Here is a 14,821-nt window from a genome sequence, read left to right as displayed (position 1 = left end):
CGGGCCTGTCACCGGCTCGGATCGAGGGGCGCTCCTTCCCGGGAGCGCCCCTCTCCGGTGTTTCCCGGCGCATAATGGAGGTCGATACATCGGATGTATGGAGGTCGCCCATGGCTGTCACCGACGAGGCCATCGAGAAGATCAAGGGGATGATCGTCTCGGGCGCGCTGCGCCCCGGCGATCGCCTCCCCAAGGAGAGCGAACTCGCCGCCGAGCTGGGTCTGTCCCGCAACTCCCTGCGGGAGGCGGTCCGCGCGCTGTCGCTCATCCGCATTCTCGACGTACGGCAGGGCGACGGCACGTACGTCACGAGCCTGGACCCGCAGTTGCTGCTGGAGGCGCTGAGCTTCGTGGTGGACTTCCACCGCGACGACACGGTGCTGGAGTTCCTCGCGGTACGGCGGATCCTGGAGCCGGCCGCCACGGCGATGGCGTGCGCGCGGATCACCGACGACGAACTGGCGGCGATGGACGCCCGGTTGGACGCGCTGGGCGACGACCCCTCGGTGGAGGAGCTGGTCGCGTCCGACCTGGAGTTCCACCGGGGCATCGTGCAGTTCTCGGGCAACTCCGTGCTGTGCTCGCTGCTGGACGGGCTCTCGGGGCCGACCACACGCGCGCGGGTCTGGCGCGGGCTGACGCAGGAGGACGCGGTGAGCCGCACCCTGCACGAGCACCGGGCGATCCTGGCGGCGCTGCGGGACCGCGACGCGGAGGCGGCGCGCTCGTGGGCGACGGTGCACGTGGCGAGTGTGGAGATGTGGTTGCGGTCGACGCTGTGAGGCGTTCCCCCGGCGTCTCCGGGCGCCGGGGGAACGCGACCGGGCGCCGGGGAGGCCGTGTGGCCTCCCCGGCGCCCGTCGGGCGGTGTCGCCGGTCGGTCAGTCCTGCTTTTCGCCGCTCGCGAAGCGGGAGATGACCAGCGCGACGATGATGATCGCGCCGTTGAGAAACTGGTTCCAGAGGGCCGGTACGCCCCCGAGGGTCATCACGTTCACGACGAGCTGGAGCGTGAGCACCCCGGTGAGCGCGCCGAAGAGCGTGCCGCGCCCGCCCTTGAGGCTGATGCCCCCGATGACGGCGGCCGCGAAGACCTGGAAGATCCAGCCGTTGCCCTGGGTGGCGGCGACCGAACCGTAGTGGCCGGTGTAGAGGATTCCGGCGAAGGCGGCCAGCAGGCCGCCGATCGCCAGCACGATCCACGTGATCCGGTCGACCCGGATGCCGGCCGCGCGGGCCGCTTCCGGGTTGCCGCCGATGGCGTACAGCGAACGGCCGTGCTTCAGCCAGGCCAGCGCCGCCCCGCCGATCGCGAAGAGCGCCAGGCAGATCCAGACGGCGGCCGGGGCGCCCAGCCAGTCGGTCTTGCCGAGGTACCGGAAGGACTCCGGGACGTCGGTGATCGACTTGCCCTCGGTGATGCCGATGTGGAGGCCGCGCAGCATGGTGAGCATGCCGAGGGTGGCGATGAAGCCGTTGACCCGCAGCTTGAGCATCAGGAAGCCGTTGATCGCCCCGATGATCACGCCCACCAGCAGGCAGATGGGGATGGCGCTCCAGGAGGGCAGCACGCCCAGGCCGTTGAACCGGCCGCCCTCGGTCGGCAGGATCAGCCACATGGCCACGACCGGCGCGATGCCGATCGTCGACTCCAGTGACAGGTCCATCCGGCCGCAGATCAGGATCAGCGCCTGGCCGAGCACGAGCAGGCTCAGCTCGGAGGACTGCTGGACGACGCTGATCAGGTTGTTGGAGGTGAGGAAGACCGGCGAGACGATGAAGCCGATCACCATCAGCACCAGGATCACCGGCACGAGCGAGAAGTCGCTCCACCGGATGAGCTTGAGCCGGCTCGCCGGCCCCGCGCCCTTGGCCGTGTCCACCGTCGGCGGACTGATCGTGTCGGTCATTCCCTCTCCCCCACACCTTCCATGGCGGCGACCAGTTCCTGGTCCGTCCACCCGCTCCCGAACGTGGCCACGACGCGCCCGTGGAAGAGCGCGAGGACCCGGTCGCACACCCGCAGATCATCCAGTTCGTCGGAGATGATCACGGCCGCGCTGCCCTGGTCCGCCACCGTGCGCACCACACCGAGCAGCGAGTCCTTCGATTTGATGTCGACCCCGGCGGTCGGCCGCAGGGCGACCAGCGCGCTGGGCTTGCGGGCCAGCGCGCGGGCCACGACGACCTTCTGCTGGTTCCCGCCGGACAGGCCCGAGACCGGCTGCTCGGGGCCCTGCGTCTTGATGTCCAGCGACGCGATCATCGTCCGGGCGAACTCCCGGGTACGCGAGGGCAGTACGGTCCCCCACGGGCCGAGCTGGTCGGTGACCGTGAGGGTCGCGTTCTCCGCGACGCTGCGTTCCAGGACCAGCCCCTGGAGGTGCCGGTCCTCGGGGATGTAGCCGATGCCGGCGTCCAGGGCGTGCGGGACGCTGCCCGGCTTGACCTTGGTGCCGTGCATCGAGACGCTGCCGCCGGACGGCTTGCGCATCCCGGCCAGGATCTCGCCGAGTGCGGTGGCGCCGCTGGCGGCGGCGCCCGCCACGCCGAGCACCTCACCCGGCCGTACGGCCAGGTCCAGCGGCTCGAACTCCCCTTCCAGGGTGAGTCCTTCGGTCCGCAGGACGGGCTCGGCCGTGGTGTCCCGCTCCTTCGTGCCCGCCGCGTGCCAGGCCGCCTTGCCGCTGGACTCCCCCGTCATCGCCGTGACGAGGTCCGCCTTGGACAGGTCGGCGACCTGGGCGGTCAGCACATGGCGTGCGTCCCGGTAGACGGTGACGGCGGTGCACAGCTCGTACACCTCCTGGAGGTGGTGGGAGATGAAGAGGAACGCCACCCCCTGGTCCTGGAGTTCGCGGAGCTTGCCGAAGAGCCGCTGGATGCCCCGGGCGTCGAGCTGGGCGGTCGGCTCGTCGAGGATGATCAGCCGGGCGCCGAAGGACAGCGCCCGGGCGATCTCGACGAACTGCCGCTGCTCGACCGGGAGATCCTTCGCCCGGACGTTGGGGTCGACGTCGACCCCGTACCCGGAGAGCAGCTCCCTGGCGCGCTCGCGCAGGCCGCGCCAGCTGATGAAGCGGCCGCCGGCGCCGGAGCCGCCCAGGCCGTAGTTGTTGAGGAACAGGTTCTCGGCGACGGTCAGGTCGGGCACGACCATCGACTTCTGGTAGACGCAGGCGACCTTGGACTGCCAGGCCGTGGTGTCCCCGAAGGCGGGCGCGGGCTCGCCGCCGAAGCTGACCTGTCCTGCGTCGGGCCGGTGCAGCCCGGTGAGCACGCTCACCAGGGTGGACTTGCCCGCGCCGTTGCGCCCGACGAGCGCGTGGGACTCGCCGGGGCGGACCGTGAGCCGGACACCGTCGAGCGCCACGGTGGGACCGAAGCGCTTGACGATGCCTTCCGCGTGGACCGCGGCGGGTGCGGCCGCGTCCGGAGGTGCCTGGTCCATGGCTAGTTCTTCTTCTCCAGCTGGTTGGCCCAGAGCTTCGGGTCGTCCACGTTCGCCTTGGTCACCAGGGGCGCGGGGAGCTGGTCCTCGAAACCGTTGGGGATCTTGATGATCGTGGAACCGTGGTCGGTCGGGCCGGCCTTCGGGGTCGTACCGGCCAGTGCCTCCTTCGCCCAGTACAGCGCGTACTTGGCGTAGAGGTCGGCGGGCTGCGAGATGGTGGCGTCGATCTTGCCCGCGCGGATGGCGTCCAGTTCCTCGGGGATGCCGTCGTTGGAGATGATCGTGATGTGCCCGGGGGTGCCGGGGGCCTTGAGGAGCTTCTTCTGCTCCAGCAGGGCCAGGGTCGGCTGGAGGAAGACGCCGCCGGCCTGCATGTAGATGCCGTTGAGGTCGGGGTGGGCGGCCAGGGTGGACTGGAGCTTGGCCGAGGCCACGTCACCCTTCCACTCGGTGGCCAGCTCGAAGACCTGGATGTTCGGGAACTTCTCCGTCATGCAGCTCTTGAACGCCTCGGAGCGGTCCCGGCCGTTGATGGAGGACAGGTCGCCCTGGAACTCGGCGACCTTGCCCTTGCCCTTGAGCTGCTCGCCCAGGTACTCGCAGGCCTTCTGGCCGTACGCGCGGTTGTCGGCCCGGACGACCATGTAGACGTCGCCCTTGTCGGGGCGGGTGTCCACGCTGACGACGGGGATCTTCTTGTCGCTCAGCGTCTGGAGCGTCTCGGCTATCGCGCCGGTGTCCTGCGGGGCCATGACCACCGCCTTGGCGCCCTGGTCCGTGAAGGCCTGGACGTTGGCGACGAGCTTGCCGATGTCGTTCTGCGAGTTGGTCGGCGGCAGGGCATCGATGCCGTCCGCCTTGACGCCCTTGTCGATGTACTGCTGGTAGGAGTTCCAGAAGTCGCTGTCGGCGCGCGGCAGGTCGATGCCGACCTTCCCGCCCCCGGCGGCGCTGTCGGAGTCCGACTCGCGGTTGCAGCCGGCCAGGGCTGTCACGGCGAGCACCACGGCACAGGCGGAGGCGCCCGTCGTACGAAGTCTGCGGAATGGGGAGCGGTCCGCGGTGTTTCGCTTCATGGAGGTCCCGTCCTTATGAAGGTGGATGTCGGCTCAGTTGGCGGGACGAAGGCGCAGGCCTTGCATCCCGCCGTCGACCGCGAGCGCCGTCCCCGTGACGGCCGCCGCGGCGGGGCTGGCGAGATAGGCGACCGCCGCGGCGACCTCGTCCGCGCCGACCAGTCGTCCTGACGGCTGGCGGGCGGCGAGGGCGGCGCGCTCGGCCTCGGGGTCGGGGGCCTGGTCGAGCAGGCGTCCGACCCAGGGGGTGTCGGCGGTTCCGGGGTTGACGCAGTTGACGCGGATGCCCTCCCGGACATGGTCCGCGGCCATCGCCAGGGTGAGCGAGAGGACCGCTCCCTTGCTGGCGCTGTAGAGGGCGCGCTGCGGCAGGCCCGCGGTCGCGGCGATGGAGCAGGTCTGGGTGATGGAGACGCTGCCCGGCCGGTCGGCCGCGGCGCGGCGCAGGTGGGGTACGGCGTGGCGCGCGGTGCGGACCATGCCGAGGACGTTGATGTCGAGGACCCGGTGCCACTCGTCGTCGGGGTTGTCGGTGACGGTCCCGACGGCGCCGATCCCGGCGTTGGAGACGACCGTGTGCAGCGCGCCGAACTCGGCGGCGGCCGCGTCGACGGCGGCCTTGACCGCCGCGTCGTCGGTGACGTCCGCCTTGAGCGCGAGCGTCCCCTCGGGGGCTCCCCCGGTGTCCCGGTCCAGTACGGCGACCTGGGCGCCGCGTGCGAGCAGCAGCGTGGCGATGGCCGCGCCGATGCCGGAGGCGCCGCCGGTGACGAGGGCGTTCAGCCCCTCGAAGTCCCGTGCTGAACTCATGAGCTGATCTCCTCGGTGGTGCGGCGGGCCTGCCAGACGGGCCCGTCGGGGTAGCTGTGTTCGGCGATCGACGCGGGGAGCATCCGGGCGGAGAAGCCGGGCGCCGTGGGAGCGGAGTATCTCCCGGAGACGATGACCACGGGGTCGGCGAAGTGTTCGTGGAGGTGGTCCACGTACTCGATGACGCGGTCGTCCCAGCTGCCGGAGACGGCGACGAAGTCGAACATGGAGAGGTGCTGGACCAGTTCGCACAGTCCGACCCCGCCGGCGTGCGGGCAGACGGGGACGCCGAACTTGGCGGCCAGGAGCAGGATCGCCACGTTCTCGTTGACGCCGGCCACCCGGGCCGCGTCGATCTGGACGAAGTCGACGGCCCCGGCCTGGAGCAGCTGCTTGAACACGACGCGGTTGGCGACGTGTTCGCCGGTGGCGACCTTCACCGGCTGGCCGGCGCGGATGGCGGCGTGGCCGAGGATGTCGTCGGGGCTGGTGGGCTCCTCGATCCAGTGGGGCTCGTACGGGGCGAGCGCGGCCATCCACCGGACGGCCTCGGCGACGTCCCAGCGCTGGTTCGCGTCGACGGCGATCCGGATGTCGGGGCCGACGGCCTCGCGGGCGAGCTTCATGCGCCGGACGTCGTCGTCCAGGTCGCCGCCCACCTTGAGCTTGATCTGCTCGAAGCCGTCGGCGACGGCCTGTTGGGCGAGGCCGACGAGCTTGGAGTCGGCGTAGCCGAGCCAGCCCGGTGAAGTGGTGTACGCGGGGTAGCCCCGCTCGCGCAGCCGCGCGGCCCGCTCGTCGCGGCCCGGCCGCGCGGCCCGGAGGATGGCGAGCGCTTCGTCCGGAGTGAGGGCGTCCGACAGGTAGCGGAAGTCGACGAGCGAGACCAGCTCCTCGGGGGTCATCCCGGCGAGGAACTCCCAGACCGGCTTGCCCGCGTATCCGGCGGCCAGGTCCCAGGCGGCATTGACGACGGCGCCCGCCGCCATGTGCATCACGCCCTTCTCCGGGCCGAGCCAGCGCAGCTGCGAGTCGTGGGTCAGCTCGAAGTAGAGTGCGGCGAGATCGGCCGCGGTGCGCGGGGCCGGGCGCCCCACGACGTACGGCCGCAGGGCCTCGATGGCGGCGGCGGTGACCTCGTTGCCCCGCCCGATCGTGAAGCAGAAGCCATGCCCCTCGGCGCCGTCCGTGGTACGCAGGACGACGTAGGCCGCCGAGTAGTCGGGGTCCGGGTTCATGGCGTCGGAGCCGTCGAGCTGTTCCGAGGTGGGAAAACGGATGTCGTGAACCTCGAACCCTGTGACGGTCTGACTCATGCACGCCCCCTTGGAAGAACATCGGACCTCTTGTGGTCATCCGATGTATAGCGCCGCTGACGCCTAAACGTCCAGGGCCAGGAGAAAAATTACGGTCACAGCTCGGATGAATCGTCCGCGGTCCGGCTACCGGTTGGCCATGCTCTCCGACCTATGCCCCACCGCGCCGAAGTTCACCCGGGCGTGCGCGGGGCTGCGGGCGGGGAGCGGTGAAGCCGTAAGGTTGGGGCGTGGACAAGGGAACTTCGGAAGGAGGCACTGGGTGATCGAGCTCGAGGCGGTTCCTGAGCTGATCGACCCGGTCATGGTGGCCGCGTTCGAGGGCTGGAACGACGCCGGCGACGCCGCCTCCACCGCGGTCGCGCATCTGGACCGGGAGTGGAAGGGCGAGGTGTTCGCGGCGCTCGACGCCGAGGACTACTACGACTTCCAGGTCAACCGGCCGACGGTGTGGCTGGACGGCGGAGTACGGAAGATCACCTGGCCGACCACCCGGCTCTCCGTGGTCCGGGTCGGCGGTGAGACGCCCCGGGACCTGGTACTGGTCCGCGGCATCGAACCGTCCATGCGCTGGCGCTCCTTCTGCAACGAGATCCTGGGCTTCGCCCATGAGCTGGGTGTGGAGATGGTGGTCATCCTGGGCGCGCTGCTGGGCGACACCCCGCACACCCGGCCGGTGCCGGTCAGCGGGATCACCTCGGACGCGGACCTGGCCAGGACGATGGACCTGGAGGAGACCCGCTACGAGGGGCCGACCGGCATCGTCGGCATCCTCCAGGAGGCGTGCACCCACGCGGGGGTGCCGGCGGTGAGCCTGTGGGCCGCCGTACCGCACTACGTGTCGCAGCCGCCCAACCCGAAGGCGACGCTGGCGCTCCTCAACCGCCTGGAGGACCTGATCGGCCTGCGGATCCCGCTGGGTGAACTGGCCGAGGACGCGCGGGCGTGGCAGTTGGGCGTCGACCAACTGGCCGCCGAGGACAGCGAGGTGGCGGAGTACGTCCAGACGCTGGAGGAGGCGCGGGACACCGCGGAGCTGCCCGAGGCGTCCGGCGAGGCCATCGCGCGGGAGTTCGAGCGGTATCTGAGGCGGCGTGACGGCGGGCCGGGCCAGGCGCCGGGCGGGCATGCCACGGAGGGCGGTGAGGGGCCCTCGTACCGGCGTGATCCCTCGGCGGGGCCGGGGCGGAGCCGTCCGCAGCGACCGCCGCGGCCGGGTCCTGAGGCCGGGCCGGGTGCCGACCCCGACGACGGCAAGGACGACGGCGACGACGACACGCCGTAGGGCGTCTCCCCGGGAGCGTGCCGTACGCGCCGGACGGACCGAGTTCGGGTCCGTCCGGCGCGGTGCGTTCCGGAGCGGTGCGTCCGGCGCGGTGTGTCGTGGAGCGGTGCGTCCTAGGGACGTACGCGCGGGACCGACACCACGTCGTAGTCAGTCTCCGGGGTCGGCGTCACGTCGAAGCGGGCGTTGGGCAGGTAGATCCGGTCGCCGTGGACGGCGGCCGTCGTGGGGACGCGGAAGGCCGGGTCGGTGATCCGGGTGAGCGCCGTGCCCTTCCGGCCCGCGCTGTCGAGCCGCAGGACGTCGATGGCGTTCTGCCGGTTCTGGACGACGTAGAGGGTACGGCCGAGGCGCAGCAGCCCGTCACCGTTCGGCAGCCTGGCCGGACCGAGGTCCACGGCGCGTGCCACGCCGGTGCGGGGGTCGACCCACATGAGGCCGCCGCCGTTCGCGGAGCTGTTCACCACGAGCAGGGCCCGGCCGTCGGGGGTCGTGGTGATGCCGTTGGCGGTGAGGGCCGGCCCCTGGACCCAGTCGCCGGTGAGCGGGAGGGTCTCGACGCGGTCGCCCGGCTCCCCGTGCCGGCCCAACGGGAGCCGGTAGAGCTGGGGTTCGAAGGAGTCGGTGAACCAGGCGGCGCCCGGCGTGAGGATCACGTCGTTGACCATGGTGACGTCCGTGCCGACGGTGAAGGTCTTCGTGACCTTCCCGGTCCGCAGGTCGGCGACCCGGATCTCGCCGCTGACCCCGCCGCTCAGGAACAGCCGGCCCCGGCCGTCCGTCTTGAGCCCGATGACGGGGTGTTCGGGGCCGAGCCCCTGCACGACGACCTTGCCGCGGCCGGTGACGAGGCTCGCGCGGAAGACGTCGCCGCGCGCGATCGACCCGAGGTAGGCGTACGGCTCCGCGCCGATGGCGATGCCCTCGGGCCGGAAGCCGTCCGGCAGGGCGAAGCCGGTGGGCCGGGTCGGTGCGGTGGGGCGCGGGGCGGCCGTGGCGGCGGGGGCGAGCGGGGCGAGGAGCGCCGCGCCGCCGAGGGCGGCCGCGGCGGCGAGCAAGTCACGCCGTGCGAAGGAACGTTGCATGATGAGCGTCCTCCCGGGAATGGGGTGTGCCGTCCCTCACACCCCATCACACCCCTTGGCCCCGTTGGGAGTTTGGCCGGATCACGTACAACAGCACGGCCGGTTACGGATGTCGGTATCCGTGACCGGCCGTGCTGGGCTGGGTGCGGCGCGAGGGCCGTCGGCTAGAGGGCCACTCCGAGCAGGGCGTCGACCGCGCGGGACACCACGCCGGGCGCCCCCTCGTCCGTACCGCCCGTGGACGACTGGAGCTCCGCCCAGCGGTCCACCGCGGCGAGCGCGGCGGGCGCGTCCAGGTCGTCGGCCAGCGCCGCGCGGATCTCCTCGACGACCTCGTCGGCCGGCGGGCCGTCGGGGCGCGAGACCGCGGCCCGCCAGCGGGCGAGGCGCTCCTGCGCGTCCTGGAGCACCTGGCCGGTCCACTCCCAGTCGGAGCGGTAGTGGTGGGCCAGCAGGGTGAGCCGGATCGCGGCCGGGTCCACCCCGTCGCGGCGGAGCGTCGAGACGAAGACGAGGTTGCCCTTGGACTTGGACATCTTCTCGCCGTCGAGGCCGACCATGCCGGCGTGCACGTACGCCTGGGCGAAGGGGTGCTCGCCGGTCAGGGCCTGGGCGTGCGAGGCGCCCATCTCGTGGTGCGGGAAGGCGAGGTCGCTGCCGCCGCCCTGGACGTCGAAGCCCATGCCGAGGTGGTCGAGCGCGATGGCCACGCACTCGATGTGCCAGCCGGGCCGGCCGAGGCCGAGGCTCCCGCCGTCCCAGCTCGGCTCGCCCGGCCTGGCGGCCATCCAGAGGATCGGGTCGAGGGGGTTCTTCTTGCCGGCGCGGTCGGGGTCGCCGCCCCGCTCGGCGGAGAGCAGCCGCATCGCCTCGGCGTCGAGGCGCGACACCTCGCCGAAGTGCGGGTCGGCGGCCACGGAGAAGTAGATGTCGCCCTGGAGTTCGTACGCGGCCCCGGCGTCCCGCAGCCGCTCCACGAGCGGCACGATGCCCGGTATGGCCTCGACGGCGCCGATGTAGTGCTGGGGCGGGAGCATCCGCAGCGCCGTCATGTCCTCCCGGAACAGGGTCGTTTCACGCTCCGCGAGCGCGACCCAGTCCTCGCCGTCGCGCTCGGCGCGCTCCAGCAGGGGGTCGTCGACGTCGGTCACGTTCTGGACGTAGTGGACCTGCCGCTTCGTGTCGAGCCACACGCGCTGCACGAGGTCGAACGCGTTGTAGGTCGCCGCGTGTCCCATGTGGGTCGCGTCGTACGGGGTGATGCCGCAGACGTAGATGCGGGCGACGGGACCGGGCGCGAGGGTGACGCGGCCGTCGGTCGAGGTGTCGTGAATCCTGAGGTCGCGGCCCTTGCCAGGCAGGGCGGGGACCTCGGAAGCGGGCCAGGCATGCATGTCATGAGCGTAACCGGCCGGTAGTTCCGGAAACGAACCGGATGCGAGGTCCTGGCCGGTTGGGCGCTCTTGCGGAAAGACCGGCGGCGTGGTGGGGCGGTCCCGGGCGGACGGCGCCCGCCCGGGGCGCGGAGCCTCCCCCGGCCCGCTGTCACCGGGGCCGGGAGGCCGCCGCGCCCGTTCTCACACCGGCGGCCAGGGGATGGCGGGCCACTGGCCCGACGGCTGCGGGTGCAGCCCCGTGTGGCGCAGCTCACGGACCCGGGCGCGGACCGCCTCGGTCTCCGCCGCGGTGATCAGCTCCGCCAGCCGGGCCGCGAGCGGCTCGCCGTCGGCGAGGCCGTCCTCCAGGCGGGCGAGGACGGCGAGCGCCTCCTCGGTGAGGGGTTCGCCGGCCCAGCCCCAGAGCAGCGTGCGCAGCTTGTCGTCCACGTTGAAGGTGACGCCGTGGTCGATGCCGTACAGCCGTCCCCCGGCGGCGGGCAGGAGGTGGCCGCCCTTGCGATCGCCGTTGTTGATGACGGCGTCGAGGACGGCGAGCCGGCGCAGCCGCTCGTCGTCGGCGTGCACGAGGAGGGCGGTCTGCCCCTCGCCGACCTCGGCGAAGCCGACGGCCTTCCACCCCTCGCCCGGTTCCTCGTCCTCGACCAGGGCGAGCAGGGCGGCCGCGTCGTCGGCGTCCGTCTCGATCCACAGCTGGCACATGCCCTCGCCGTACGGCCCCTCGCGCAGCACCGTGGGCGGTACGAGGCCCCAGCCGGTCGCCTCGGAGATCTCGTACGCCGCCACCTCGCGCCGGGCGAGGTTGCCGTCGGGGAAGTCCCACAGGGGGCGCTCCCCGGCGACGGGTTTGTAGACGCAGTGCGCCTCGGTGCCCTCGTACGCGACGGAGCAGTACAGGACCGCGTTGGACGCCTCACGGATCCGGCCGCGCACGGTCAGCTCGCCCTTGGCGAGCAGGTCGCCCGGGCTCACGCTCCGCGGCGGTATCCGTTCTGGCGCGGGCATACGTGTCCTTCCGGGTCGAGCGGCAGGCTGCACAGCGGGCACGGCGGGCGGCCGGCGTTGACGACGTCCAGGGCGCGTTTGGCGAAGGCACGGGCCTGCGCGCCGCTGAGGCGCACCCGGAGCATCGGCGGACCGTTCTCCTCGTCCTGGAGGAGCCGTTCCTCGGCCTCGGCGAGGTCCTCGTCGGTGTCGGCGTCGACCTCGACGAGCGCCTGGGCCTCGACGATCATGCGCTGTTCGTCGCCGTCCCACGCGAGCGCCATCGTGCCGACGCGGAACTCCTCCTCCACGGGGGCGTCCAGCGGGGCGGAGTCGGCGATCTCGGTGGGGGCGACGGCGGGGACCGGGGCGTTGCCGCCGGTCCTGCGGACCACCTCGTCGAGCAGTTCGTCGATCCGCTCGGCGAGGGCGGCCACCTGGGTCTTCTCCAGGGCGACGCTGGTCACGCGCCCCGCGGCGGAAGCCTGGAGGAAGAACGTACGGCGTCCAGGCAGCCCGACCGTGCCGGCCACGAAGCGGTCCGGTGGGTCGTAGAGGAACACCTGACGGGACACGTCCTGATCTCCCTTGGGAATCGGCTGGGGAAGTGCTGATCGGCTGGGGAAGTGCTGGGCACGCGGCCGGGGGGCCACGGGTTCTGAGGTGGTGTGCGGAGCGGGGCGGCCCGGGGTGCCGTCAGGCAGCCCCGGATCGCGCGCACGGCGCGTCCACCCTACTGCGCGGAGCGATCACGGCGCTCCCGCGCCGCCTCCTACAACACCCGTACCGCCGCTTGTGTTCTCACGCGGCGCGAGGCCGCTCAGATCGCCCGTGTCGCCGAGCCGTACGACATAGGGGCGCAACCGGGTGTAACGGACGACGGTGACCGAGCACGGGTCCACGTGGATCCGCTGGAAGAGGTCGAGGTGCATGCCGAGGGCGTCGGCCACGAGCGACTTGATGATGTCGCCGTGCGAGCACATCAGGTAGACGGCGTCCTCGCCGTGCTCCTTGTCGACGCGCGCGTTCCAGTCCCGTACGGCCTCGACGGCGCGCGCCTGCATGGCGCGCATCGACTCGCCGCCGGGGAAGGCGGCGGCGGAGGGGTGCTGCTGCACGACCTCCATCAGCGGGTCGTCGGACAGTTCGGCGAGTTTGCGGCCCGACCAGTCGCCGTAGTGGCACTCGCCGATCCGGTCCTCGCTGTGCACGGGCACCTCGGGCCGGCTGTCGAGCAGCGGCCGCAGGGTCTCCTGGCAGCGCTGGAGGGGGCTGCTGACGACCTCGGCGAGCGGTACGCCGGCCAGCCGGCCGGGCAGGGCGGCGGCCTGGGCGGCGCCGCGTTCGTCGAGGGCGATGCCCGGGGTCCAGCCCGCGAGCACCCCCGCGGTGTTGGCGGTGGAGCGTCCATGACGTACGAGGATCAACGTGGCCATGCCCGTCAGCGTAAGGCGCCAGCGGGCCGGAGATGCGTACGGGGGGCGGGAGCGGGGACAATGCGGCAGTGATCGTGGACTGTGCCATCTACCGCGACGGACACCGCACCGACGGGCCCGCCGACTTCTCCGACGCCCTGGACCAGGCGCGTGCCCACGGGGACGCGTTCCTGTGGATCGGGCTGCACGAGCCGACGGAGGACGAGTTCTCGCTCGTGAGCAGCGAGTTCGGCCTGCACCCGCTGGCCGTCGAGGACGCCCTCACCGCCCACCAGCGGCCCAAGCTCGAGGTGTACGACGACTCGCTGTTCCTGGTCCTGAAGCCGGTGGAGTACGAGCCGAAGACCGACACGGTCACCACGGGCGAGCTGATGATCTTCATCGGCGACTCGTTCGTGGTCACCGTCCGGCACGGCGAGGGCTCGCCGCTCGGGGAGGTGCGCCGGCGGCTGGAGGCCGATCCCTCGGTGCTCAAGCACGGGCCCACCGCCGTGATGTACGCGGTCAGCGACGAGGTCGTCGACCACTACACGGAGGTGGCGGAGGAGCTCCAGGTCGACCTGGAGGAGCTGGAGGCCGAGGTCTTCGCGCCGGACGGCGGCGACAGCTCGTCCGGTTCGTCCCGGCCGTCCTCGGGCACGTCGACGGCGGCGCGGATCTACGGCTTCAAGCGGCAGGTGCTGGAGTTCCGGCGGGCGACGGGGCCGCTGGCGGCGCCGATGGCCCGGCTGGCGGGCGGCTCGGTGCCGTTCGTGCACGACCGTTCGCGGCCCTTCTTCCGGGACGTGAACGACCACCTGCTGCACGCCAACGAGCAGGTCGAGGGGCTCGACCGGCTGCTGTCCGACATCCTCTCGGCGCATCTGGCGCAGATGGGGGTGCGGCAGAACGACGACATGCGGAAGATCTCGGCGTGGGCGGCGATGGCCGCCGTACCGACCCTGATCGCGGGCATCTACGGCATGAACTTCGAGCACATGCCGGAGCTGACGTACGTGTGGGCGTACCCCACCGTGCTCGCGGTAATGGTGACGCTCGTCCTGGGCCTGCACCGCACCTTCAAGCGGCGCGGGTGGCTCTGAGCTCTGAGGGACCCCTGGGGCGACGCCCGGCGCGCGGAGGCCGGCCCCCACGCGGTGGGGGCCGGCTCCGGTGCGCTCGGCGGGTCGCCTCGGTCAGTAGGCGGGGGCCGGGGCCGGGGGGCCGCTCAGCGCGTCGCGGCGCTCGGGCATGGCCAGCGTGACCATCCGGCGCCAGCCGAACGCCCGCTCGTACGCGTACATCGCGTGGACCCCCGCGGTGAGCACCGCGGACTTGGCGCCGGACCAGCCGAGCAGCCGCGCCATGTTCGCCATCACCGCGAGGCTCACCTGGCGGTAGACCTGGATCTCCGCCATCGCGCACTCGCGCAGGGCCTGGTGGATCCGCCTGCCGTGGCCCGCGCGGGCCAGCCGCAGCAGCTCCTCGTGGCAGTAGGCGAGGTGGTTGTCCTCGTCGGCGCTGATCATCCGGACGGCGTTGCCGATCTCCGGGTGGTCGCCGAAGTACTTGACCAGCATCACCATCTGGTCGGAGGCGCGCTGCTCGGTGATCCGGCTGTGCGCGAGGTACACGACGATGTCGTCCTCGGTCAGCCGCTCCTCACGGCGCAGCTTCTCGTGGGCGAGTCCGATGCCGCGGCGCTCCAGCAGCATCGTGTAGTCGGTGTCGGCGGGGACGTCGACCGGCTCCAGACCGCGCTTCTTCAGGAGCGCGTTGAAGATCCGGCCGTGCTTGTCCTCGTCGGCCCCGTGCCGGGTGACCTTGGGGGCGAGGTCCCGCATGCTCTCGGGGAGCAGGGCGGCGATACGGCCGTTCTCCCAGCCGCCCTGGGTCTCGCCGCTGGCCGCGATGGAGCAGAAGAGCTGGAACGAACGATCGTTGTCCAGGATTTCCTGGAACAGGCTTCGGGCCGAAAGCATCACTGCCACCTCCATAC

The 14,821-nt window shown here is 71.9% G+C and carries 14 protein-coding genes; 3 read left to right on the top strand and 11 right to left on the bottom strand.

Features of this window, described 5'->3' with window-relative positions; all coding sequences use genetic code 11:
• Positions 1–110: 110 nt before the first annotated feature.
• The gene (locus HA039_RS27835; protein ID WP_167034098.1) at positions 111–782 is read left to right on the top strand and encodes a FadR/GntR family transcriptional regulator; all 672 of its coding nucleotides are present in this window, start codon (positions 111–113) and stop codon (positions 780–782) included.
• Between the two features lie 99 nt (positions 783–881).
• On the opposite strand, the gene HA039_RS27830 is transcribed toward HA039_RS27835, so the two are convergent.
• Genes HA039_RS27830 through HA039_RS27810 form a run of 5 tightly spaced genes read right to left on the bottom strand, consistent with a single transcriptional unit; the run spans position 882 to position 6,656 of the window.
• Complete coding sequence (locus HA039_RS27830; protein WP_167034097.1) at positions 882–1,910, bottom strand: ABC transporter permease; 1,029 nt, start codon at positions 1,908–1,910, stop codon at positions 882–884.
• Positions 1,907–3,451 (bottom strand): sugar ABC transporter ATP-binding protein, encoded by a 1,545-nt coding sequence (locus HA039_RS27825; protein WP_167034096.1) that lies wholly within the window; start codon positions 3,449–3,451, stop codon positions 1,907–1,909. The genes HA039_RS27830 and HA039_RS27825 overlap by 4 nt, the downstream gene beginning before the upstream one ends.
• A 2-nt stretch (positions 3,452–3,453) precedes the next feature.
• Positions 3,454–4,530 carry a sugar ABC transporter substrate-binding protein gene (locus tag HA039_RS27820; RefSeq protein ID WP_167034095.1) on the bottom strand — a complete coding sequence of 359 codons (1,077 nt, stop codon included), beginning with the start codon at positions 4,528–4,530 and terminating at the stop codon, positions 3,454–3,456.
• Between the two features lie 33 nt (positions 4,531–4,563).
• Positions 4,564–5,340, bottom strand: coding sequence for an SDR family NAD(P)-dependent oxidoreductase (locus tag HA039_RS27815; RefSeq protein WP_167034094.1), 777 nt, complete (start codon positions 5,338–5,340; stop codon positions 4,564–4,566).
• Positions 5,337–6,656: an enolase C-terminal domain-like protein gene (locus HA039_RS27810; RefSeq protein WP_167034093.1), complete on the bottom strand. Its 1,320-nt coding sequence runs from the start codon at positions 6,654–6,656 to the stop codon at positions 5,337–5,339. The genes HA039_RS27815 and HA039_RS27810 overlap by 4 nt, the downstream gene beginning before the upstream one ends.
• 262 nt (positions 6,657–6,918) lie before the next feature.
• Here HA039_RS27810 and HA039_RS27805 point away from each other — a divergent pair, with 262 nt between their 5' ends.
• On the top strand, positions 6,919–7,941 hold the full coding sequence (locus HA039_RS27805) for a PAC2 family protein (protein WP_167034092.1): 1,023 nt from the start codon (positions 6,919–6,921) through the stop codon (positions 7,939–7,941).
• A gap of 113 nt (positions 7,942–8,054) precedes the next feature.
• Here the strand turns inward: HA039_RS27805 and HA039_RS27800 are convergent, their stop codons facing one another.
• From HA039_RS27800 to HA039_RS27780, 5 genes are all read right to left on the bottom strand, one after another.
• The gene (locus tag HA039_RS27800; RefSeq protein ID WP_167034091.1) at positions 8,055–9,026 is read right to left on the bottom strand and encodes an SMP-30/gluconolactonase/LRE family protein; all 972 of its coding nucleotides are present in this window, start codon (positions 9,024–9,026) and stop codon (positions 8,055–8,057) included.
• Positions 9,027–9,190: 164 nt separating this feature from the next.
• A complete protein-coding gene (gene mshC, locus HA039_RS27795; RefSeq protein WP_167034090.1) occupies positions 9,191–10,420 on the bottom strand; it encodes a cysteine--1-D-myo-inosityl 2-amino-2-deoxy-alpha-D-glucopyranoside ligase in 1,230 nt (409 codons plus the stop codon).
• A gap of 183 nt (positions 10,421–10,603) precedes the next feature.
• On the bottom strand, positions 10,604–11,428 hold the full coding sequence (locus tag HA039_RS27790) for an SCO1664 family protein (protein ID WP_167034089.1): 825 nt from the start codon (positions 11,426–11,428) through the stop codon (positions 10,604–10,606).
• Complete coding sequence (locus HA039_RS27785; protein ID WP_161312487.1) at positions 11,392–11,982, bottom strand: DUF3090 domain-containing protein; 591 nt, start codon at positions 11,980–11,982, stop codon at positions 11,392–11,394. The genes HA039_RS27790 and HA039_RS27785 overlap by 37 nt, the downstream gene beginning before the upstream one ends.
• A gap of 174 nt (positions 11,983–12,156) precedes the next feature.
• The gene (locus HA039_RS27780) at positions 12,157–12,843 is read right to left on the bottom strand and encodes a histidine phosphatase family protein (protein ID WP_167034088.1); all 687 of its coding nucleotides are present in this window, start codon (positions 12,841–12,843) and stop codon (positions 12,157–12,159) included.
• Between the two features lie 68 nt (positions 12,844–12,911).
• Here HA039_RS27780 and HA039_RS27775 point away from each other — a divergent pair, with 68 nt between their 5' ends.
• Positions 12,912–13,925, top strand: coding sequence for a magnesium and cobalt transport protein CorA (locus tag HA039_RS27775; RefSeq protein ID WP_341830038.1), 1,014 nt, complete (start codon positions 12,912–12,914; stop codon positions 13,923–13,925).
• Positions 13,926–14,018: 93 nt separating this feature from the next.
• On the opposite strand, the gene HA039_RS27770 is transcribed toward HA039_RS27775, so the two are convergent.
• Positions 14,019–14,804, bottom strand: coding sequence for a ferritin-like domain-containing protein (locus HA039_RS27770; protein ID WP_167034086.1), 786 nt, complete (start codon positions 14,802–14,804; stop codon positions 14,019–14,021).
• Positions 14,805–14,821 lie beyond the last annotated feature (17 nt).

This window comes from Streptomyces liangshanensis (assembly GCF_011694815.1).
In the GTDB taxonomy this organism is placed as follows: domain Bacteria; phylum Actinomycetota; class Actinomycetes; order Streptomycetales; family Streptomycetaceae; genus Streptomyces; species Streptomyces liangshanensis.
Note: the sequence above shows the minus strand (reverse complement) of the source record. Positions and strands in the feature narration are given on the sequence as shown.

Bases quoted from the DNA above. Each gene is read 5' to 3' on its own strand.
- HA039_RS27835 (WP_167034098.1), top strand. From the start codon at position 111: ATGGCTGTCACCGACGAGGCCATCGAGAAGATCAAGGGGATGATCGTC.
- HA039_RS27830 (WP_167034097.1), bottom strand. From the start codon at position 1,910: ATGACCGACACGATCAGTCCGCCGACGGTGGACACGGCCAAGGGCGCG.
- HA039_RS27825 (WP_167034096.1), bottom strand. From the start codon at position 3,451: ATGGACCAGGCACCTCCGGACGCGGCCGCACCCGCCGCGGTCCACGCG.
- HA039_RS27820 (WP_167034095.1), bottom strand. From the start codon at position 4,530: ATGAAGCGAAACACCGCGGACCGCTCCCCATTCCGCAGACTTCGTACG.
- HA039_RS27815 (WP_167034094.1), bottom strand. From the start codon at position 5,340: ATGAGTTCAGCACGGGACTTCGAGGGGCTGAACGCCCTCGTCACCGGC.
- HA039_RS27810 (WP_167034093.1), bottom strand. From the start codon at position 6,656: ATGAGTCAGACCGTCACAGGGTTCGAGGTTCACGACATCCGTTTTCCC.
- HA039_RS27800 (WP_167034091.1), bottom strand. From the start codon at position 9,026: ATGCAACGTTCCTTCGCACGGCGTGACTTGCTCGCCGCCGCGGCCGCC.
- mshC (WP_167034090.1), bottom strand. From the start codon at position 10,420: ATGCATGCCTGGCCCGCTTCCGAGGTCCCCGCCCTGCCTGGCAAGGGC.
- HA039_RS27790 (WP_167034089.1), bottom strand. From the start codon at position 11,428: ATGCCCGCGCCAGAACGGATACCGCCGCGGAGCGTGAGCCCGGGCGAC.
- HA039_RS27780 (WP_167034088.1), bottom strand. From the start codon at position 12,843: ATGGCCACGTTGATCCTCGTACGTCATGGACGCTCCACCGCCAACACC.
- HA039_RS27770 (WP_167034086.1), bottom strand. From the start codon at position 14,804: ATGCTTTCGGCCCGAAGCCTGTTCCAGGAAATCCTGGACAACGATCGT.